The sequence below is a fragment of the Acinetobacter sp. 243_ASPC genome (assembly GCF_001054715.1).
Classification (GTDB): domain Bacteria; phylum Pseudomonadota; class Gammaproteobacteria; order Pseudomonadales; family Moraxellaceae; genus Acinetobacter; species Acinetobacter soli.
Map to the genome: position 1 here is coordinate 21,350 of NZ_JVOR01000046.1, position 22,376 is coordinate 43,725.

At 44.5% G+C, this 22,376-nt stretch carries 13 protein-coding genes; 6 read left to right on the plus strand and 7 right to left on the minus strand.

All coding sequences use genetic code 11. From position 1 onward, the window contains the following. Window positions 1-116 precede the first annotated feature (116 nt). Both pnp and rpsO read right to left on the minus strand, forming a co-directional pair. Complete coding sequence (gene pnp / locus ADA42_RS04830; RefSeq protein ID WP_171063713.1) at window positions 117-2,204, minus strand: polyribonucleotide nucleotidyltransferase; 2,088 nt, start codon at window positions 2,202-2,204, stop codon at window positions 117-119. Between the two features lie 256 nt (window positions 2,205-2,460). After that, complete coding sequence (gene rpsO / locus ADA42_RS04835; RefSeq protein ID WP_004920392.1) at window positions 2,461-2,730, minus strand: 30S ribosomal protein S15; 270 nt, start codon at window positions 2,728-2,730, stop codon at window positions 2,461-2,463. 275 nt (window positions 2,731-3,005) lie between these two features. Here rpsO and ADA42_RS04840 point away from each other — a divergent pair, with 275 nt between their 5' ends. Beyond that, on the plus strand, window positions 3,006-4,304 hold the full coding sequence (locus tag ADA42_RS04840) for a serine hydrolase domain-containing protein (RefSeq protein WP_048763894.1): 1,299 nt from the start codon (window positions 3,006-3,008) through the stop codon (window positions 4,302-4,304). Window positions 4,305-4,857: 553 nt separating this feature from the next. Here ADA42_RS04840 and recD read toward each other — a convergent pair. The 3 genes from recD to ADA42_RS04855 all read right to left on the minus strand — a co-directional run bounded on the left by recD (window position 4,858) and on the right by ADA42_RS04855 (window position 14,069). Continuing rightward, a complete protein-coding gene (gene recD / locus ADA42_RS04845; protein ID WP_048763895.1) occupies window positions 4,858-6,609 on the minus strand; it encodes an exodeoxyribonuclease V subunit alpha in 1,752 nt (583 codons plus the stop codon). Window positions 6,610-6,683: 74 nt separating this feature from the next. Continuing rightward, entirely contained in the window at window positions 6,684-10,403 is a 3,720-nt protein-coding gene (locus tag ADA42_RS04850; RefSeq protein ID WP_004943929.1) for a UvrD-helicase domain-containing protein, read from the minus strand. A gap of 3 nt (window positions 10,404-10,406) precedes the next feature. Beyond that, window positions 10,407-14,069: an exodeoxyribonuclease V subunit gamma gene (locus tag ADA42_RS04855; RefSeq protein ID WP_048763897.1), complete on the minus strand. Its 3,663-nt coding sequence runs from the start codon at window positions 14,067-14,069 to the stop codon at window positions 10,407-10,409. Between the two features lie 167 nt (window positions 14,070-14,236). Here ADA42_RS04855 and ADA42_RS04860 point away from each other — a divergent pair, with 167 nt between their 5' ends. Together ADA42_RS04860 and ADA42_RS04865 are read left to right on the plus strand one after the other, a co-directional pair. Next, on the plus strand, window positions 14,237-14,740 hold the full coding sequence (locus ADA42_RS04860) for a hypothetical protein (protein ID WP_004932539.1): 504 nt from the start codon (window positions 14,237-14,239) through the stop codon (window positions 14,738-14,740). Between the two features lie 178 nt (window positions 14,741-14,918). After that, on the plus strand, window positions 14,919-16,259 hold the full coding sequence (locus ADA42_RS04865) for an MFS transporter (RefSeq protein WP_004943936.1): 1,341 nt from the start codon (window positions 14,919-14,921) through the stop codon (window positions 16,257-16,259). Between the two features lie 33 nt (window positions 16,260-16,292). Here the strand turns inward: ADA42_RS04865 and ADA42_RS04870 are convergent, their stop codons facing one another. Further along, the gene (locus ADA42_RS04870; RefSeq protein ID WP_004943939.1) at window positions 16,293-17,717 is read right to left on the minus strand and encodes a hypothetical protein; all 1,425 of its coding nucleotides are present in this window, start codon (window positions 17,715-17,717) and stop codon (window positions 16,293-16,295) included. Between the two features lie 155 nt (window positions 17,718-17,872). Further along, on the minus strand, window positions 17,873-18,205 hold the full coding sequence (locus ADA42_RS04875; RefSeq protein ID WP_004943943.1) for a hypothetical protein: 333 nt from the start codon (window positions 18,203-18,205) through the stop codon (window positions 17,873-17,875). Between the two features lie 308 nt (window positions 18,206-18,513). Here ADA42_RS04875 and ADA42_RS04880 point away from each other — a divergent pair, with 308 nt between their 5' ends. Genes ADA42_RS04880 through ADA42_RS04890 form a run of 3 tightly spaced genes read left to right on the plus strand, consistent with a single transcriptional unit; the run spans window position 18,514 to window position 22,376 of the window. After that, window positions 18,514-19,050 carry a fimbrial protein gene (locus ADA42_RS04880; RefSeq protein ID WP_048763898.1) on the plus strand — a complete coding sequence of 179 codons (537 nt, stop codon included), beginning with the start codon at window positions 18,514-18,516 and terminating at the stop codon, window positions 19,048-19,050. Between the two features lie 20 nt (window positions 19,051-19,070). Then, complete coding sequence (locus tag ADA42_RS04885) at window positions 19,071-19,769, plus strand: fimbrial biogenesis chaperone (RefSeq protein ID WP_048763900.1); 699 nt, start codon at window positions 19,071-19,073, stop codon at window positions 19,767-19,769. An 18-nt stretch (window positions 19,770-19,787) separates the two neighbouring features. Further along, the gene (locus tag ADA42_RS04890) at window positions 19,788-22,376 is read left to right on the plus strand and encodes a fimbria/pilus outer membrane usher protein (RefSeq protein ID WP_048763901.1); all 2,589 of its coding nucleotides are present in this window, start codon (window positions 19,788-19,790) and stop codon (window positions 22,374-22,376) included.

Genomic DNA, 22,376 nt, shown 5'->3' on the forward strand with positions numbered 1-22,376 from the left:
TAAAATACTCAATGAAAAATGTACCCGAGTATTTGCCAGCGCTTCATTTATGTTGTGACTTGCCATAAAAAAGTCCGCCGAAGCGGACTTTTTTAATCATGTAACAGATTTAAAACTTAAACCTGTTCGATGTCTTTCATGGTCAATTTGATACGACCACGGTTATCGACATCTGCAACCTGTACTTTAACGTCCTGACCTTCTTTAAGAACATCAGAGACATTCGCAACACGTTCATTTGAAATTTGTGAAATATGTAGCAAACCATCGGTACCTGGCATGATATTCACGAATGCACCAAACTCTACGATACGGATGACTTTACCGTCATAGATTTTGCCAGGCTCAACTTCAGCAGTTAATGCCTGAATTTTCGCAATCGCAGCACGTGCAGCGGCTTTGGTTTCACCAAATACACGCACTGTACCATTGTCTTCAATATCAATTGCAGCTTTGGTTTCTTCAGTAATTTGACGAATCGTCGCGCCGCCCTTACCAATTACGTCACGAATCTTGTCTGGATTGATCGTAATCACTTCAAACGTTGGTGCATGTGCTGAAATTTCAGGACGTGCACGTGAAATTACTTTGTTCATTTCATTCAGGATGTGCATACGACCTGCATACGCCTGATTCAATGCAACTTCCATAATCTCTTCGGTGATGCCTTCAATCTTGATGTCCATTTGAAGTGCAGTAATACCATTGGCAGAACCAGCAACTTTAAAGTCCATATCACCTAAATGATCTTCGTCACCCAAGATGTCAGAAAGTACAGCAAAACGCTCGCCTTCTTTCACAAGACCCATCGCAATACCAGCGACTGGCGCTTTAAGAGGAACACCTGCATCCATCAATGAAAGTGATGCACCACATACAGACGCCATTGAAGATGAACCATTTGATTCAGTGATGTCCGATACGATACGAATCACGTACGGGAAGCGGTCAGCCGCAGGCAATACAGCTTGAACACCACGACGTGCCAAACGACCATGACCAATTTCACGGCGCTTTGGACCAGATTCACGACCTGTTTCACCTACAGAGTATGCAGGAAAGTTGTAGTGCAACATGAAGTTGTCAGTTTTGGTGCCTGCAAGCGTATCCACCATAAGGGCATCACGTGTGTTACCCAAAGTAGTGGTCACCAAGGCCTGAGTTTCACCACGGGTAAATAATGCTGAACCGTGCGCACGATCCAATACACCCACCTGTACATCGATACCACGAACAGTTTTGGTGTCACGACCATCAATACGTGGCTTACCAGACAAGATATTGTCACGTACGGTACGGTATTTAAGGTCTTCAAACAATTCGTTCACTTCATCAGCAATACCCGTTTCGTCATTTTCTGGAACGAACTGAGCGACTGCTTCTGCATAAAGCGCATCAATTGCTGCATAGCGATCTTGTTTTACCGCAATGGTATACGCTTCAGAAATTTTCGCTTCAAACGCTGCTTTCAATTGCTCAAGCAATGCTTCATTTTTGGTTGGCGCAACCCAAGTTGACTCAACTGCACCCGCAGCCGCAGCAAACTCTTTGATCGCCTGAACTGCAATTTGCATTTCGTCATGACCGAAAAGTACAGCGCCAAGCATTTGATCTTCAGACAATTCTTTGGCTTCAGATTCAACCATCAAGACAGCAGATTCAGTACCTGCAACCACAAGGTCAAGATCGCTTTCTTTTAATTGTTCAAAGTTCGGGTTTAAAACATATTCACCGTTGATTAAACCAACACGTGCACCCGCGATTGGGCCACGGAAAGGTGTACCAGCAATCGACAATGCCGCTGAAGCACCTAACATGGCTGCAATATCGGCATCCATGGTTTTGTCAGAAGAAACCACTGTCGCGGTGATTTGAATTTCGTTGAAGTAACCTTCTGGGAACAACGGACGAATTGGACGGTCAATCAAACGTGAAATTAACGTTTCAGCTTCAGAGGCACGGCCTTCACGCTTGCCATAACCACCTGGAATACGACCAGCAGCATATTGCTTTTCTTGGTAGTTTACAGTCAGTGGGAAAAAGTCTTGACCCGCTTTCGCTTTCGCTTGTGCAACAACTGCAACCAATACGGTCACACCGCCCATCGTCACTAGAACAGTGTTTGCTTGACGCGCAACACGACCTGTTTCCAATACAACTTGATGCTGACCAAACTGGAATTCTTTACGAATAATATTAAACATCGACATGTAATCTTTTTTCCTGGTTCTTTTTGAACAGTTATTCTAGTGGAGACCCCTAAGGTTTGGCATTCATATCACCCCAACAGCAATGATAAATGACAAAGCTTAGAAGCCGACCTCACTAGAGAATAGACACAAAGAAGGAGCGAACATTCGCCCCTTCTAGCGTAGTCTGATGCAAACACCAGACACTCGCCCGTCTTCAGTTGTGAGAGACGTCATCGCGCGCACAACCGAAAAACAAGCCAAAATCGAATTAACGACGTAAACCTAATTCGCCGATCAAGCTTACATAACGACCGTGGTCTTTACCATTGAGGTAGTCAAGTAATTTACGACGTTGGTTAACCATACGGATGAGACCGCGACGGCTATGATGGTCGTGTTTGTGCTCTTTGAAGTGACCTTGCAAATCATTGATTTGAGCAGTCAAAAGTGCAACTTGAACTTCTGGTGAACCCGTGTCGTTTTCAGCACGTGCAAATTTAGCGATAATCGCTGCGCGATCTGCGTTTGTTAAAGCCATTCGATTTCTCCGAGATGCTTAAAAAAACAAATAAAATGATAAAAATCAAAAATATTATCTAAAAAGATAGCATTTCTTGACTGCCGTGCATCACTACAGCAGTTTGCCATTTTAAAGGATAAGACCGTAATTGACAATTCATAAATCAATTCAATACGGTGTGGCGGTGCTTATCAGTGGTATTAGTGTCTGAACAAGCTGGTCAAAAAAGACACTGACTTACCGTGTTATTCATTGCACACTGCCACTATAAAAAGAATGATCATGGGAATGACGTGAAACTATTATCAGCCAATACCTGCTACGTACCACCCGATATTCACAGCGTGATGCGTGCCCAGCATGAAAATGATGCCGCCTCTGGCGCAATGACTGCTGCACAGGTTCAGCGCATTTGGCACAGAGTCGAGCAGTTGTATAAAAGCGGTAATTATCCTCTGATTGGTTTTTGCCTGCGTCGCAACGGACATATTTTACTAAATCGAAGTTTGGGCTATGCACGCGGCAATACGGTGGATGGCTTGGCAAGTGATGCACAGATTGCAACGCCCGAAACACCGATTTGCCTGTTTTCTGCCTCAAAAATTGTTACGGCAATGCTGATCCATGTGCTCAATGAGCGTGGCCTGATTAATCTTTTCGACCCGGTGAGTTATTACATCCCTGAATATGGCGTAAATGGCAAACGCCGCGCCACCATTTTTCATTTACTGGCACATCGGGGTGGTATTCCACGGCTTGAAACTGAAGTGACACCAGAATTGCTGTTCGATAAATCAGAGATTCTGGCGCGATTATATCGCGCGAAGCCAGTATCGGCAGCGGGTACACATCTGGCTTATCATGCGGTCACTGCCGGCTATATATTGGGTGAGCTGATTGAACGTGTAACCGGACAGGATCTTCGGCAGTTTTTACATGAAACCATCGAAAAACCCATGCAAATGGCCTGTTTCAATTATGGTCTTGCGCCCGAGTGGCGTGATCGGGTTGCACTCAATGCCCCAACAGGCTTACACCCTCGCCTAGGTACAGATCACTACCTACAGCATGTACTTGGCGGCGGCTTACAACTGGCAGTGGACCTGACCAATGACCCCCGCTTTATGGATACGGTATGCCCTGCGGGTAATATTTATACCAGTGCAGAGCAAGCAGGCCGTTTTTTTGAAATGTTGCTGAGCGGTGGACGATATCACGATCAGCAGATTCTCACACCACAAACCGTGTTTCGTGCCACTTTACCCACCTCAGTGACCAGCTTAGATCGGACATTATTGGCACCGATGCGCTATGCATTAGGCCCTATGCTCGGCAGCAATCCAGTGGGGCTGTTTGGCCCGATGACAGGACAAGCCTTTGGCCATCTGGGATTTTCTAATATTTTATGCTGGGCCGATCCAGAGCGGGATATCAGTGTCTCGCTGCTGACTACAGGGAAATCTGTCATTGGTACACATTTACCTGTGCTGGGCAAACTGCTGTATCAAATCTCGATGCAGTGTCCTAAAGTTGCCAAAGGTCAGCGTCGCTCATTATTTGGAAGCGATACCCACGAAACCAATATGGTGTAAAAAATAAAAAGCCCAAGCGGTGCTTGGGCTTTATGCGCTGTAGTTTCTTATTCTGAACGATTGTTCTTGTATTTTGTTATTATCTGGAGAGTTTTCTTAGAACCCTTTTATTGATTATGGTCATTGTCCCTGACATGAACGAACTTCCTAACAAGTTCTATTCTGCCACATTTAATTATGAATAAAAGTAGTGATTTTCGTATCAGTATGTAAGCAAAAACGTACAGGTCTGTATATATCAGAAAACATAGCAGTTTTTCTAAATATAAATATGTAACTTGTTTTTTTTTGAAATGCCAGACATAAAAAAGCCTTGTAGTCTCTCCCAAAACTACAAGGCTTAGCGGCTGTAAGTTCCTCGTTTATCCTTACTTCACTGTAAGTTCGCTGTCTTCGACTTATTCTAATTTTTATGCGGTTTTTTCTTAGCATTCCTTGCTAAGTTTTTGTGCAGGAACATCATCTCAAAATATTGCTTCGGACTCTATAAGCTAATTTCTCGAATTCGTGTAAGCAATTTCGTACAGAGCTGTCTACTCCTTAGGTAAACTTACTAAAATGAAATCATTATTAATTTTTTCACTAAGCCACTTTTTCGAGCGGTGCGCTGTGTAAGTGATTGTAAAAAGGCCGCACGATCTACCAACAGGCTGACCACGTTTTTGGCGCGGGTAATGGCGGTATAAAGCAGCTCCTGACTCAGAATTTTTTCTGCACTGGCATCAAACACAATTGCAGTATGTTTAAATTCGGAACCTTGAGATTTATGAATGGTCAATGCAAAGGCCGTTTGAATGTTTTTGGGCAGTCGATTGGCTGCTACCCATTTGTCTAAACTTGGAAAATACACTTCAAACTGATCGGATTGTGTGCGGTGTCGAAAGCAAATACCGATATCACCATTCGACAACCCTAACTGATAGTCATTGTATGTCATCATGACTGGCCGGCCCAAATACCACCCTGCCACAGGTACAACCATTAATTGCGTGGTCAGCCAGTCTTCTGCAAAGCGGTTAATCTGATCAAGCCCAAATTTGCCAAAACGGATGGCCACCAAAATCCGATAATCATCAAATGCCTGTATCACTTTTGCTAAATCAATAGAAGCGGCTTGCTCACGATACTGTTTGAGCGCATTGACATAAGGTAAATAGCCTTGCATGAGTTGCAAATAATAGGCAGTAGGCTCATGAAGCAATAAATCGTTCAGATATTCGAGCTGAACCAGATCCGACATATTATCGTATAGCTGAATGGACTGAAGCGTTTGAGGTGATGCCACTTGCTGTTCAAACGCAGCTAAAATATCCTCAGATGGCTTCACATCCGAGAGATGTTGAATAAATCCAGCAAACTGACCAATTTTTGCCTCGGCATTAAAGCGTCGACTGGTCACCAGTTGGACGTGATTGTGTTTAAGCGCGGGCACTTGCTGCAAGTCGGCCAGTACCGCACCTACATCCACCGAAGCCAACTGTTTGGCATCTCCAAGTAAAATTAAACGACAATTTGCTGGAATCGCTTCGAACAACAGCGTCGCCAATTGCAAATCAAGCATCGATGCTTCATCGACCACCACTACATCATACGGCAGAGGTTGTTTGGCATGGTAACGGGGTCGCTGCTGGTGCCCCAAACCCAAAAGCCGATGCAGGGTTTGAGTCGACTGCTGTTGCAGCTCTTCGCTCAACAAACCGGATTCGAGCAGCTTAGGATCTTGAAAAGACGCCTGAAGCGCCTCTTGCATGCGCTGTGCCGCCTTACCGGTTGGGGCTGCCATCGCAATTCGGATATCGGGAATGGCCTGATTTAAAACCGCGATAATACGGGCCAAGGTGTAGGTTTTACCTGTTCCCGGCCCGCCTGTAATAATATTGAGCGCATGGTTTGCCACCATTTTCATGGCTGCCTGCTGGTGAGGATCAGTGAGCAAATTGGTGTACGACGTGACGTCAACCGCTGATAGTTGCGTCTGTGTTAAACGGTGTACTTGCGTGGCCAAACGCTGTTCGAGCGACCAATATCGATACAGCGCCAGCATCTCGTCGTCATAGACCATGGGGGCAACCGTCTGTGCTGCTTGGGATGCATGCACCGCAAACTTACCCAACTGCGCCACATCTGACGAAGAAATCGCCAAACCGCTATCTCCTTGCAAACTTGCTTCAATTAATGCTTGCAACATGTCACGAATTTGTTCAGAATTGCGCTCCCTGAGATTGAACGGTGTCTGAACCAGATACTCACTCCACATTTTCAGCCACGCCAAATCCTTGTCTAGACTGATGTTTTGATTATCCACACAGTTATCCTCAAGCTTGTCCACACACTTATAAACACATTTATCCACAAAATAACCACCTGAATTTCAAGTTATTATTCAGATTTGTCACTTTTTTTGTCCATTTTATCCTCAACAAAATATCCCAAGATCGCATCTAGACGCAAAATAAACTCGTTATCCGGCTTCCAGTAAAAATAGCCCTGATGGGCAGCGCCAGTCATGCCTCGAAGATACAAATAAGTTGCCCCTCCTAAATGCTGCTCGATCTGGTAATGCTGCAATTTCACTTTTAAATAACGATGCAAAGCCACCAGATACAATGCGGCTTGTAGCCAGTAACTCGACTGGGTCATATTGTGCTGAATGGCTTGCGCCGAATAATCTTGCTGGTCGCTGCCCAAATAATTACTTTTATAATCGGCAATATGAAAATGCTGGCCATCGAAGTACATCAGATCGATTGATCCATTCAGGTAGCGCGCGGCATGCGCATCTAAAAAATCGGGCATATGAATGTCATATTCGGCAAAAAGTTGCTGAATGCGACGCATGGCCAGTACACGATCAGATAACGCCAGATAGAACGGACACTCGCTTAAATACTGCCCTGCTTCAAGCTGATTCAACTGAAAACCCTGATGCAAGGGTGTGGTCGCCACATGCATGAGCCACTCGGTCAGCCATTGAAACAATAGTCCATCTTCACCATTGTGCTCAGGATAGGCCTCGGTGTATTGGCGATAGAGCTGCTCCCAAAGTGTACTGTAATCATTTTTAAAACGACGACGCAGCTCAATCGGCCATTCGTCTGGTTTTTTTAAATCAATATGTTCAAAAATTTCGTGCAGGAAATTTCCTGCTTGAGGCCCTTTTGGAAAATGCTGTTTAATCCACTCGAGTGGCAATTGAGTGGTTGTATTGAACGATACATTCAGATCACGTTCATCGTCGGCCTGTTGTTCGGGCACCTGAGTCAGCGCAAGTGTATCGGCATACAGCAAGGACGGCTTTAGATGCTGGGCCAAATAACTAAAACTGGTTTTGCCGCGCGGATAAAATCGCTGTGACGGTACGGGCTGCGCATATAGACGATAGGTTTGCTGCTGCGCGGCGCGATGTAATGCCGGTGGGCATTGTGGCTCACACGGTTCATCCATGCTGTAGGGATGAAAAAATGCCTCTCCCTGATGTTTCCAGTACGCCAGTGCATCTTGCGATTTTGCCTGAGCATCTTGCATAACTGCATAGACCCGATGACTGGCGCGGGTTAATGCCACATACCATAAACGGTTTTGTTCGGCTTTAGCCCGATCACTATGTTGCTGCTGTGCTCTTTCGGTTAAACGTGCTTTATCGGCAATCGAAACCAATCGGCGTTGCTGCAATGCGCCAGTCTCTGGGTCTGGCACCGTCAACTCGGAAAAATTCAGCCCTGTACTTTGCTCCCTAAACGGCTTGTCTGCGCCGAGTAAAAACACCACCTTAAACTCAAGTCCTTTAGACTGATGGATGGTCATGAGCTGCACACCGGCATCACTTGAAAGCTTGCGTTCTAGTTCCCATTCGCGCTCACTGGGTGAAGTGAGCTGTTTCAGATACCAATGGTAAAGGTTCTGGGCACCGGCATAACGCTCGCTGTGCTGAGTTAAAAGTTCACCCAAATGGCGGACATTCACCACTGCACGCTCGTTGTCACGGCGCTGGATTTTGACCAGATTCTGCCATACCTGAAACACGGCCAGTGCGTGTTGCCATGCGGGTAAAAACCCCTGATGCATCCAGATTTCACGCACAGCATCAAACTGAGTCATGTACTGGCTCAATCCCGATGCCTGCTGCTGCAATTGCTGCAAGGTGCTTAAATCCAGTCCAATCATGCGCCCAAGCAATGCCCGTTTGACTTTGGCTTCATCGTAAGGATGTAAAATAGCGGTGAGAAATGCAGCCACATCGTGTGCCAGTGCATGATCAAATACACTGCAGCGTGACGGTCGGTTCACTTTAATTCCCAAATACTCAAGTCTGGCCTGAACATCATCCAGTCCTTTATGGTTTTTGGAAATGACCGCGATATCATCGCTAATCAATCCACGCTGCTGATCAGGTTCGTCTAAATACAACTCTCCACGATGGGCCTGATTGAGTAGCGCACGGATTTTCCAGCTTACCTGCTCAGCCTCACGATTTTTATCTTCCAGCATCAGCCAGCGTAATGGAGCCGGATTATGTTGCCCCTGATCGATTAATGCAGGATGCGCACGCTGCCCGGCTTCAATAGAATCATAAAGTACCTGTTCGCCAAAATCGGGCTGTCGTTGAAAAAGTGCATCGACCACCTCGACCAGCGGTCTGACTGAGCGATGGTTATTCACCAGTTTGTAGTTGCGTCCCTGCTTGCGCATGATGTCTTGATGGGCATTTAAAAATGTCAGCATGTCGCCGCCACGAAAGCCATAAATCGCTTGCTTTCGATCGCCCACCATAATCATGCAGCCGTTTTGATAACGCTGCGGATGGCGCCAGATACTGGCCAGCATGTCATCTTGATCCTGATTGGTGTCTTGAAATTCGTCGACCAAAATAAGTGGATAACGTGACTGCACATACTGGGCAAAGCGTTGCCCTTGCTCGCCTTTAAGCGCTTCAGAGAGCGTCCGGATCTGCTGTGAAAATGTGGTTTCTCCCTTCTCTTGCAACACTTCGGGTAAACGATTTTTCACTTCATGACACAAATAAGCCTTTAAATGATGATGCAACTGGGTAAATTGTTGTTCGTGATCTTTTAAGCATTGCAGCACCTCGACCAGAGCGAGTACCGCTGGATGCTGATAAAAACCGTCACTGATGGCCACGGAACATTTTTTAAAAATTTTATTTTGATGATATTTTTCTAAAAATTTATATGCGGCTTCACGCGCCGACCCAAGATATGCTTCAAAGATGCTCAAATCGGGTTGTTCAAGTGCTTGGAGCAATTGCGGCAGGTCACGACAAAATAAGGTATGAAAGGCATCATTACGAAAAGAAGTGCCATTGATGAAGCCATAAAACTCTCCGTCTCGTGCCGTGTAAGCCAAGAGATCATCAAGCTGAATGGACTGTGCTTGCCGAAGTTGTGCATAAAAATGTTCAACATTCAACTGCGGTGCCACATAGGGATCAAACTGGGCAGAGCTAAAATTGAGTGCCTGTTCGACTACATCGACAAAAGCATCTATCTGTTTGAGCGCACCAATATTATATAAACCATCAATAATCGCCTGTGGCTGGGCATTGATCCATGCACGCAGGACATCATGAATCAGTTGGCGGGTATAGCGCTTGGCATCGTCGGTAATTGCCGCTGCTTCAATTTTGCCACTTTCAAACGCAAATTCTCGTAACAGCTTTTGGCTAAAACTGTCCAATGTACCAACAAAAAGTTCATCGAGCTGATCCAATACCAGTTTTAAGCGCTCAGCCGCATAGCCCATACGCGGTGCGAATTGCTTCAAAATATGCTGTAGCAATGGATCTGCTTCTTGCTCAGCACGCTGTATGACCTCTTGCTCTGTGAAACCCAGAGACGCGTTCAGCACACTATAGATGTGCTGGACACGCAAACGGATTCGTGTCTTAAGCTCTGCCGCAGCAGCACGGGTAAACGTGGTGGCAATCACCTGCTTAGGTAAATAGCGCTCTAGGAAAATGCGGACCATCAGGCTCGACAAGGTATAGGTTTTTCCAGTGCCGGCAGACGCTTCAATTAAATGCAGACCTGAAAATTCAATTTCTGTAATCGGTTGATAAGACGTTTTTGAGCTTAATGGCATGTCTTACTCCAGACGCAAATACTGAAAAATAGGGGCATAGAGTGCATATGAATAGCGGTTCATCGCATCTTTGAGTAATGCAGTGCTATCTTGCTGATCAAGTATAAATGCCCAATCTCGATGGCCTTGGCTGCTTTCATCTTGACGGATATCCAGATTCACATAGGCTTTGGCGTCTTGCCACGCGTTCAACAGGCTTTTCAGGTCCTGCTCGTCGAGCAGCATTTCGCCCTGCTCTGTGGCAGACCAATGATGGCTTTTCTCTTTTTCTAGCGCTTTGAGTATTAATGCCGCTGGCAACACCACAGGCTGTGTAGCGCCATAATGCCACATCGCCAGCCACTGATCTAAGTAGTGCTTGGCCTGCTCGGCATTCAGACCTTCGCAAATTACGGTTTTATCGCTAAATACCACAATACGTCGTAAGGTTTTTGCGGCTGCACCCTGCTGACCAAATGCCAACCAGATTAAGTACTCAAGCCATACACATGCCATGCGTTTGGCCCGTGCACTTGAGGCCTCCATACTCACCCAGTCGCTACGGTTATCGAGCGGAACCGTGATATTCATGTGCAACTGTTTGCTAAGGCGCCAGATGGTTTGCGTGGTACGACTTACAGCAGGTGCATAGTTCTGTAACCGCGCCAGCAAACGTGCTTGTTCGGCGCTGCTTTGTTGCCATGCACTGTGCATGATTTTGCCAACTGGTAACTGGTCTTGCAGCAATTCTAATGGCGCCGTGTGATCATGCTCATATAAAAACTGGCGGATAGAATAACGCCCCAGTCCATCTAAAAACAACGGTTCGGCCTGCTCAAATTGTTCGGCCAAGGCAATATTATCGACACCCAAGTGCTTCAAATACAACCGTGCAGGAAAGGTGACATCGGCCATCCACTGGCGGCTATCGACAACGCGCAATTCCTGATAGGCGGGCTGCAAGGTGTTCACCCATGGTTGAACCGTTCCTTCAGGCTGTTGCACCTGCTGTGCTACGCGGTACCAGTGATCTCGATAACGCTGCGGTGCAGTGTCATTGGCAAAGCCGAGTGGGTCAAAGGGCTGCAAAGGATGAACATGGTACATCGGCCAGAGGCGCTCAGGCACATCCAGCTGCTTGAGCCATTGCTGCTGCTCTGCAATATATGGATTAAGCGCTACTGCTTCCTCTGCACACGGTGCATCTGCCACAATTAAGGCCAAATGCGCTTTGAATTCCTGCACAATACTCGATGGATCGCGTACCTCACCATCACTCACATCAAAGCCATTATAAAACAACCACACGGCTGATTTTGCCAATACCACGGCATCTAAAAAGGCACCCTGATCATCCTCCAAACGTGAACGATCCCCCAGTTGCTGGCGCAGTTGCTCCATTAAATCAAAAGGAATATGGGTCTCTCGGTTTGGAAACTTGCCCGTGTCCAGATTCAGCATCACAACCAGTGCATAAGGGAGCGGTCGAATCTGACCGATCTGGCTAAAGGTAATCTGTCCGGTCGGTTCGGCCTGTGAAGACTGATTTTCCAAAGTACGTTGAATTTCATCAAGCAAGTAAGGCAGCGGTAGCGTAATATCGCGTAAACCATGTGTGTCTTTATCGCCATAGAAACTGGCCAAGGTCACCATTCGTTCTTGTTTTTTTATAATGTCCCGAGCCGTTTTTAAAGCCATCACACCGGCCTGCTCAAAGGCAGTGACATCCTCCATCAGCAATTGAAGCCACGCTTCAACCGAACGTTTCTCGTGTTGTTCATGTGCGGTTCGCCATTTTCTTCGCGTATGCAAATCTTGATAAATCTGAATCAGCACGCCGATCAGCTCAAAATCATCAGGAGCGATATCGCTAAAACTTAAGGTCTGCTCAAACAGTACATGTGCCGGAATGGCGATTCCGAGTGCAAGTCGATCAAGCGCGAACTTAAAGCTATAACGATGGTCGTGATCGTCCGGACTTAAACTCTGCTGTAAATGTTCAGCGTCGAAACCGCGTTTAAAACCAGCCTGTTCAAGTAGACTGAGCATGCGACGAATCTGGCTATCTTCAAGGGCATAATACTGCTGCGTTGCTGATAAACTCAGCCAGTCGGCAAATTCGTCAAATTCAAAACGTCCATGCAGTAAATTGATCCTCCCGACCACAGCCTGCCATGCATTTAATACATCGAGCTGGGCCACGCCTGCAATTTTAATCGGCAAAAACACCGTATCTTCGGTAGGGGTTGCCGGAAAAACCGCGCGGATCGCTGGCTCGATTTCTTTAATGTTGGGAACCAGCACCAAAATATCGTTTAAACGACGAGGGCCATGCGAGGTGTCGGCCAGCCAGCGAATGAGTTCATCACGCAAAACTTCCAGTTGCCGTAAGCTTGAATGGCAAACATGAAACTGAATCGAGCGATCGTTGGGTGCGAGAGAATATTGATTGGCGACAGGCTCGGCCAAATTTAAAATATCGGACTGGATCTGCCCCAGCAATGTGTTTGGAAACTCATCGACAAATGCATCGACCCACTGCCCCTCATCTCCCGACGACAAATTGGCCAACAGACTAAAATGGTCACGCGCCTGCTTGCCCCAACGGGTGAGTAAGGGATGGCGAGACTCACGTGCTTCAGCGTTAAAATGCAAGGTAAATTGATCAAAAAATTGTGCAATGTCTGCATCACTTGCCTGTGGGTTTTTCTCGATAAATCGGGATTTCACACGTACATCGTACTGCTGTTTCCACAGAGGATCGACACTATCTGCCCAGTATTCCTGAGAAGGATTGTAGTGCAAAATAAAAATATCAATGTATTGCCCCAAACGGCGCAAAAACTGTAATTGCATCGGCGGCAAATCCAGCACGGTAAATACAACCACTTGCTTAGGCAAACGCTGCAAGGCAGTTTCACGGCTCTGTGCCCCATCTAAGAGTTGCCAAAATAAGTCGTCAATGTTCAGGATATCCAGATAATCCTGATGAAAGTGGTTTTGCCATAACCAACGTTGCCATGCCTCTAAATCTTGCGCGTGCTGGAACTGAAACGCCGAAATCTCTTGGCGGGCTTGCCCCATCAGTTGCTCGATATCCAGCGCCCGATTTTCTCCCCATGCACTGAGCCAGTTGGTGGCACAGGTACAAGGACCGCTACAGTTTTTCTGGCAATACCCGCGATACGTCATGTAATGACCAAATAGCTGCGATACCTGTTCGGCCACCCAGTACAGCATTTTTTGTTTTTTCTGTTGCTGTTGATCGACTTGTTGTAATTGATCTGCACTGGTATAGATTCGGTCGACCAGTGAATAGGCCGGATGCTCAGGCGATAAGGTCATATGAGCTGACTGAATCAGAGGATTGAGCGCCTGAAACACACGCCACTTTAAAATAAGGCGTGGAATATTGGCTTTACGTACCTGATCTTTATGTTCAGTCAACACTTGCTGATAGACAAACCACTGGAACCCGCGGATACGCTGATGAAATTGATAATTAGCGGTAATCCCTTGCAATTCTGAGAGTTTTTCGGTCAACCACTGCTGCACGGCCGCGCTTGGCACAATGAAATGCTGAGTTTCAAGTACATCAAACGGATTCTGGCTCAGCTGCTGCACAGATTGCCACACCCCTTGAAGCAAAACATCGATACGCTGACTTTGTATTACATGAATCGCCATGTAGCCCTTACCTTTGTAAATCGCAGTTTTTTATGCACAAAATCATAAAGATTCGTCACTATACATCGTTGGCGAACTATGTCACGTTTGCCATGTGTATAAAAATTTGAGTCATGCTCAAAAAAAATGTTTGAATAACAGCAAAGGACCACATTGAGTATAAATCCATGAAAATTGAGAATATCCCAGATTCAATTGATCCAAGTTTAAACCTTGAAGCCGTTCGTGACGAATGTCTGGAAATGGTCAAAAAGCGTGCCTATTTTTCCGCTGGCGCCGCCGTCGTTCCTATTCCATTTTTTGATGTCGTGATTGATATCGGCATTTTGTCACAAATTATTCCCGATATCAGCGCTCGCTTCGGTTTATCTCCCGACCATATTACGGTTTATGATCCAGAGACCAAACAGATTCACTGGAACGAATTACGTAAACGCGGCTTCGAATTTTCGGGGCTGGTTGTCGCACGTACTGCAGTCAAAAAGTCACTCAATGGCGTGATCGGAAAAGTATTGACCAAGCAAGTGACCAAATTTATTCCGCTTGGTGGCCAGATCGTCGCTGCGAGCTTGGGCTATATCGTGATGAAAAAAGTGGCCGAAGCGCATGTCCAAGAATGTTATCATCTGGCGAAACGTATTCAGCAAAAAAGCACGACCGCAGCTGTTTAATGATCATTTAAAAGGCACCTTGTGTGCCTTTTATCTGCCTGATTTTAAAAAACAAGTTGTATATTTGACCAACGCGTATCCATATATCATTTGACTTTTCACGTAAATTTTAAGTTTTTTTAAAGATTGTCTACTTACTATCCATCACACGATGACAAACAAACTATGGAGAGTCGTTGTGGAACATGGACAATCAACATCCCGTATACGTGCCATTTTTAACGTAACAAGTGGTAACTTTCTCGAACAATACGATTTTTTCCTGTTTGGTTTGTACGCTAAAGCCATTGGCGAAACGTTTTTCCATTCCGATAGCAGTTACGCTGCACTCATGAAAACATTTTTGGTCTTTGCGGTCAGTTTCTTGATGCGCCCGATTGGTGCACTGGTACTGGGTCCGTATGTAGATCGTATTGGTCGACGTAAAGGCCTGATGGTGACTTTAAGCATCATGGCTGTTGGCTCACTGATTATTGCCCTTACACCTGGCTATGCCACCATTGGTTTTGCCGCGACGGTACTGATCTTTGCCGGACGTTTGGCACAAGGCTTTTCTGCTGGCGTAGAACTGGGCGGTGTTTCGGTTTACTTATCCGAGATTGCAGAGCCCCATAATCGTGGCTTTATTACCAGTTGGCAGTCTGCTAGTCAGCAAGTGGCGGTTATTTTTGCAGCCACATTAGGTTATGTGGTGAGTCTGGTCTTTACCAAGGCACAAGTGGCCGACTGGGCATGGCGAATTCCATTTTTTGTGGGCTGCGCCATCATTCCGTTTATTTTCTGGTTGCGTAAATCATTAACAGAAACCGAAGCATTTGCTTCACGCACCGAACATCCAACCACTGCCCAGATTATGTCTACGCTGGCCGCGAATTGGAAAATTGTACTGACTGGCATGTGTATGGTTGCTACAACCACCACCATGTTTTATTTCATTACCGTTTACACGCCAACCTACGGCAAAGAAGTGCTGCATCTGACCAGTGCAGAAAGCTTATTAGCAACTGTAATGGTGGGTGCAAGTAACTTTATTCTGCTCCCAATTGGTGGCTATTTATCGGATAAAATCGGCCGAAAACCGCTATTGATTGCAACCACGACGCTGATCTTTGTCACGGCTTATCCGCTTTTGAGCTGGTTAACTCAAAATATCAGTCTGTCACACATGCTGGTGTCTTTGCTGTGGCTGTCATTGTTGTATAGTTTTTACAACGGTGCACTGGTGGTGTCTTTGACTGAAATGATGCCAAGCTCAGTTCGAATTGCAGGTTTTTCTGTTGCGTACAGTTTGGCAACTTCGGTATTTGGTGGCCTCACTCCAATGATTGCAACTTATCTGGTCGAACAAAGTGGCAGCAAAAGCATGCCCGCCTTTTGGCTCATGTTTGCCGCAATTATCAGTTTGATTGCGACGCTCATTGTGTTTCGTCAGCGTCAGTCACGCAGCGAGCCCAAAGCGCCACTCGGTGCACAATTGGCTCGACAAAACACGGGGAAACTGATGAATCAAACCACTTAAGTTTGTAAGTTTTTTATATTAAAAACCACCGCTTCAGGTGGTTTTTAAGCATTTAAGAATCGTTTTTAATACCTTGATCCGAGCGCTATATTTGTCATCTGTAGCAATAATGGTCCAAGGCGCTGCATCGGTGCTGGTGCGCTCAAACATATCGGCCGCCGCATTTAAATATTCATTCCATTTTTCTCGATTGCGCCAGTCATCTTCGGTAATTTTAAAGCGTTTGTGTGGTGTTTTTTCCCGAGCATGAAAACGCTGTTCTTGCTCATCTTTACTGATCGATAACCAGATTTTAATAATAACCGTCTGACTGTCGATCAGGTCTTTTTCAAAGCGGTTGATCTCATCATAAGCGCGTTGCCATTCACGTTCGTTGGCAAAATTTTCTACCCGTTCCACCAAAACGCGCCCATACCAACTACGGTCAAAGATTCGAATATCACTACAATTTTCAAGCTTGGTCCAAAACCGCCACAAATACGGATGGCGTAATTCGTATTTCTCGGGTGCACTAATGGTAAAAATATCGTATTCGCGCGGATCGAGCCGTTTGACGATGCGTTTAATTGCCCCACCTTTACCCGCAGCATCCATACCTTCAAATACCACCATCACATGACGCTCATCATAACGTAGCGCCTCAGCCACTCTGCGTGTGAGTTTTTTGAGTTTTTTCTTGTATTGATCATGCTCAAGCGCGTCTGACTCTGGATGTAGCAACAGGTCTGGTACAAGCGCCTGAGTCCAGTTGATTGTGCCCTGATCTGGATGTTCAGGCAAATCCTGCATGGCATGTAAGATCGATTCAGCAAAAAGCTGATCACGCTTGGTTTTGTCTTCGCCGTCAATCACAATCCAGTCATCGCTAAAGCGTTTTCGTAGCTTTTGGATATTGTCGTACTGCTTTTTATTGCGCCAGTCTAACCCGTGAAGTTTGTGCCAGCGCCGTTCTGAAACATCAATATCATCTAAGCGTTTTTGCAATGATTTCCAAGACAAGTCAAACCAGACCTTGACCACATCGACCTGATTATTTTTTAGATCCTGCTCAAATGCCTGCATATTTTTGACATAGGCATCAAATAAAGTATCGTCCAGTGGCTTGGACACATGCATGGCGGTACTCAGCAAATCACTGTACCAGTTACCAAACATCACCACGATCTGTCCCTCGCCCGGAATAAATGAAGCATACGGCTGCCAAAACGGTTGATTAACATTCAGCACATGCGGCGGATCTGCCTTGACACGTAAATAGCGCGGATCGACCCATTCACGAAGTTGTTTAACTGCTTCTCCTTTGCCTGCAAGTTCAATCCCACTGACCAGTACCAGCACGCTTTTTGCATTTTTTTTGCCCCAACTATTTTTCAGGGCGTACTGTGCCTCAATTAAATCTAAAGACAATCGGTTGGGATTTTTGTGTCGATGAGGTAAGACTATAGCGTCATCATTCATTCTTGTTCTCGGTCGTTTTTTGAAAAATGCTTTGCCCATCTTATGTCAGTTTTTCACTGGTTTAAAGTCATTGAATTTACAGCACGGGATGAATCCAGCCGACAAAAAAACAATCCTGCATTAAATTCATGTACAGATGCTCATGCGAGTTTTGCTTAACGGTATTGCACCACCAGATTACCAAGTTGAACATTCTGCTTTACCGCAACCAATTGCATTGAAGCAAAGGAAGACGACGTATTTGAATTTAACCACGCAGAAAGCGCATCAAAAGAGGTTTCTGTTTGAGTAATTGAAGCCAAACGCTCAAGACCTGCCGATTTTACCTGCTGCTCACATCGCGGATCATCGATTTGCACCGTGACCTCACATGCAGGCTCTACAATATTACCAACAAAATGAATTTCCGCACTTTCTGCCGCATAACATCCCGAATAACAGGTGACAGCTAAGAATATAGGGAATAGATGTTTGTAGTTATTTTTCAAAACACTCTCCCTCTGAGGCGCTATTTATTTTTTATATTGAATGTTTTAGCAAATTTATCATTATGAAATAAGTGCTTACACTATACAAAAAGCATAAAAAAACCACTAAAGGTCGCATAAAACAAAAAAATATGAAGAAAAGTCTCATTTTTATAATTTTAAGTATGGTTTTTTTTTGTAAAGATATAGTATGATTAAAACATGAACTTCGTCACATAAATTCTAGATTAAGTAAATTTATTGACGCAATGTTTATTTTTATGCAAAAACTATCAATTTAAAAACTTAATTTGGAAAAGGGTTCTCCTATGAAGTCTACTATTGCTCTTCTAGCAACTGTTGCTACCTTAACAATTTCAACTCAGAGCTTTGCTGACGCGGGTACAATCAACTTTAAAGGTAACGTTGTTGCAGCTGCATGCGACGTTACAGTAAATGGCACTGCTTCAGCTGACGTTACTTTAGGAAACTGGCCAACTTCTACATTCAAAAATACAGGCGATAAATCAAGCCCACAACCGTTTACTCTTTCAGTAAATAACTGTAATGCGGGTACTTATCAGTTTGCTTTTATCGGTACAGCAGATGCAGCCAATACAAACTTGTTTAAAGTGAGCAATGCAACTGGCGTCGGTATTGGTCTTGCAAGTGCTGACGGTTCTACAGCAGTTAACATCAACACAACTGCAAGTAGCGCATCAAATGCATCTTTAACCACAACAGGCTCAACTGCTGGTGCAGCAACAGGTACGCTTAATTTGCAAGCATTCTACCAAGCAACTGGTGCAACTGTAGCGGCTGGCGCGGCAAACGCGACTGCACGTGTTACATTACAACAAAAGTAATTTATTGAAGTAGGTTTGCTATGCGCTTGAATCGTCTTTTAACAGCTGTCTGTATTACTGCGAGCAGTATTTGTTTACCCATCACCAGCCATTCAGCTGTTCAAGCCTTAGCAAGCCGCGTCATCTACAATGGTGATGCCAAAGCTGCAACGCTCACTATTCGCAACAATGCAGATAAAGCCTATATGGTTCAAAACTGGATTGAAGCTGGCGAGACACCTCTTGCAGATACCAAAGTCCCTTTTGTCATTACCCCACCTTTACTGAAGCTTGATTCAAAAAAAGAAACTGTACTAAGAATCATTTATTCGGGAAATGGTTTGGCAACAGACAGAGAAAGTCAGTTCTGGATTAATATTCAAGAAATTCCGCCAAAGCCGGAAGTTGAAAATACGCTTCAACTGGCAGTTAGATCAAAAATCAAATTATTTTATCGACCAAAATCAGTTGAGCTTTCCGATGCCGTTAAACAGTTACGCTGGTATGTCGAAGGCAATACCTTAAAGCTTGAAAATAAAAGCCCGTTATTTGTCACCATTGGCGACTTGAAATTAAACAATGAGACACAGCCTGTGGCCAATATGAATCATGATATGGTTGCGCCATTTAAAACGATTGATGTATTAAAAAATCTACCAAAAAATTTAAGCAGTATTAGCTATACGTATATCAATGAATATGGCGGCAATACGTCTATGCCTACTGTTGCATTGAAATAAACGACCTGTCTATCTTATATGCCAAATTTATTATTGAAAAATCTCCCTTTTCGGCTCACAGCGGTGTGCATAGGAATATATAGTTCCCTTGCACATGCGGCTGATACTGAGTTTAATGTTGCATTTTTGCAGGATGTAACCGATCAGGTTTCCATTGAGGCAGTCAAAAATGGATATAGCATTACGCCAGGAACATACGATTTTTCAATTTTTATTAATGGACAAAAAGTAGGAACTCGCTCAGTCGAGTTTTTAAAAGATGAGCACAATAATGTTATGCCTTGTCTTGATCAGCATTTAATTGACGATTACAGCATTTTATTTCAATCTCCTTCAGAAAAAAGACAAAATGCTGCTGGTTGTTATGATTTAAGTGCAATCCCAAATGCCACAATTACCACCGATACCAATGCACAAAAGATTGATTTATCGATACCACAAATCAATTTACAACAATATGCACGTGGTTATGTGCCTGTACGTTTATTTAATCAAGGCATTAATGCACTTGTTCTCAACTACTCTCTTAGCTCTAACTATTTCAATAATAAAAATACTGAAGATCGCTATAATAACGCCCTCTTTTTAAACGGCGGCTTCAATTACGGCGCATGGCGCTATCGCAACCAAAGCAGCCTAACTCAATATTCAGGTCAATCCACGCACTGGCAAACAGTTTCGAATAAATTTGAACGTGATTTGCATACCCCAATTCCGATGCGTCTGGAGCTTGGCGATGCCTCAAGTAGCAATGATGTATTCGATAGCATTAATTTTCGTGGTGTTCAGCTCAGTAGCGATACGATTCAACTGCCATTGGGTTTACAAAACTATGCCCCTGTAATTCGAGGCGTTGCCCAGACCAATGCACTGATCGAGATTCGTCAAAATGGCTATATTATCTATACCACCAATGTGGCTGCAGGCAACTTCGTCATTAACGATTTATATGCAGCGAATCAAAGTGGTGATCTAGAAGTTTCCATTATTGAAAGTGATGGACGCATTAAAAAATTTGTTCAACCTTATTCTGCTGTTCCTAATATGGTGCGGGCAGGTCAAAGTAAGTTCCAGCTGACGGCAGGACAGTACCGTGATGGAACCTATAATAACTATCATCCATACTTTGCCCAATTAAGTTATGCCTACGGCTTAAATAATTACCTGACCCCATATACAGGTGCGATTGCCGCTCAGGACTACTACGCCGTTGCCACAGGTCTTGCGGTGTCGATGGGGAATTTTGGCGCACTTTCAAGTGATATCACTTATGCGCAAAATACTACAGCTCAAGGCGATAAGAAAGAAGGCGGAAGTTTACGTTTTCTTTACTCTAAATCACTCAATAGTTTAGGGACCAATATCCGTGTTGTCGGATATCGCTATTCTACTCAAAACTACTATAGTCTAGGTGATGCCTTACAAGAAAAGGCCCAATGGAAAAATGGGCTCTACGAATACACCTACGACGACACCACTGCAAGCAATAATGATCAATTAAGTGAAGAGGAACGTCGTCGTTACTATTATTCTTCTACTTATTACAATAAACGTAATCAGTTTCAGGTGTCTTTTAATCAGAGTTTGGGACAGCGCGGACAAGTATATGCAACGTTAGCCAAAACTGATTTTTGGCAGAAAGAATTTAATCAGGAAAGCTGGCAAGTCGGGTACAACCATAACTATAAAGGTATCTTTTATGGCTTGTACTATCAAAAAACAAAATCCATGTTCCAAAGCTCAGACTACAATGTCGGCTTTAACATCAGTATTCCGCTTGATCGTCCAATGACCATCAAAAAATACGATTTGATTTCGAATACCAGTTATCAATATTCAGGTTCTACAGGTAGCAACACCACCACAGCGCTTTCAGGCAATTTCCTCGAAGACAAGAATCTGAACGCTCAGGTTCAGTTTGGATATGCTGAACAAAATAATAATAACAGTGTTGCGTTTAATACCAATTACAGAGGAACCAAACTCAATTCCAGCTTTGGCTATACTTACTCTAATCAGTATCAGCAAGCTTCAGCCAATATTAACGGCGGTGTTTTGGTACATTCCGATGGCATTATTTTTGGTCAGCAAATGTATAGCAATCCAATCGTGATTGAGGCCAAAGGTGCAGAAGGTGTACGTGTTGAGAATCAGGCGGGTTTAAAAGTTGATAAATCCGGCTATGCGGTTATCAGTGGCAGTACAGCCTATATGCGCAACCGTGTTGCATTAAGAGCTGAAGATATCGGTCAGAACGTAAACATTGATGATCCTGTCATTAGTGATATTGTTCCAACCAAATATGCTGTTGTGAAAGTAAAATTCGATGTGAGATCTGGTCAGAGTGTACTCACCACATTATCTTTTAATGGTAAAACAGTCACGACAGGCGCATCTGTAATCGATATAAAAACCCAGAAAAATGTTGGTCTGGTTGGACTCAATGGTCAGGCATTTTTAAGCGGTGTCAGCTCAGGACAAACACTTTTGGTGAAATGGGGTGAAGATACAACCGAGCAGTGCCAATTGACATTGCCTACCTTAAGTAACCGTCAAACAGGTTATGATGAAATCAATGTTTCATGTACTGCTGTAGGAGCACATTAA

Excerpts from the sequence above, each read along its gene's own strand:
- pnp (WP_171063713.1), bottom strand. The coding sequence starts at position 2,204 with ATGTTTAATATTATTCGTAAAGAATTCCAGTTTGGTCAGCATCAAGTT.
- rpsO (WP_004920392.1), bottom strand. The coding sequence starts at position 2,730 with ATGGCTTTAACAAACGCAGATCGCGCAGCGATTATCGCTAAATTTGCA.
- ADA42_RS04850 (WP_004943929.1), bottom strand. The coding sequence starts at position 10,403 with ATGCCATTAAGCTCAAAAACGTCTTATCAACCGATTACAGAAATTGAA.
- ADA42_RS04855 (WP_048763897.1), bottom strand. The coding sequence starts at position 14,069 with ATGGCGATTCATGTAATACAAAGTCAGCGTATCGATGTTTTGCTTCAA.
- ADA42_RS04860 (WP_004932539.1), top strand. The coding sequence starts at position 14,237 with ATGAAAATTGAGAATATCCCAGATTCAATTGATCCAAGTTTAAACCTT.
- ADA42_RS04870 (WP_004943939.1), bottom strand. The coding sequence starts at position 17,717 with ATGAATGATGACGCTATAGTCTTACCTCATCGACACAAAAATCCCAAC.
- ADA42_RS04880 (WP_048763898.1), top strand. The coding sequence starts at position 18,514 with ATGAAGTCTACTATTGCTCTTCTAGCAACTGTTGCTACCTTAACAATT.
- ADA42_RS04885 (WP_048763900.1), top strand. The coding sequence starts at position 19,071 with ATGCGCTTGAATCGTCTTTTAACAGCTGTCTGTATTACTGCGAGCAGT.
- ADA42_RS04890 (WP_048763901.1), top strand. The coding sequence starts at position 19,788 with ATGCCAAATTTATTATTGAAAAATCTCCCTTTTCGGCTCACAGCGGTG.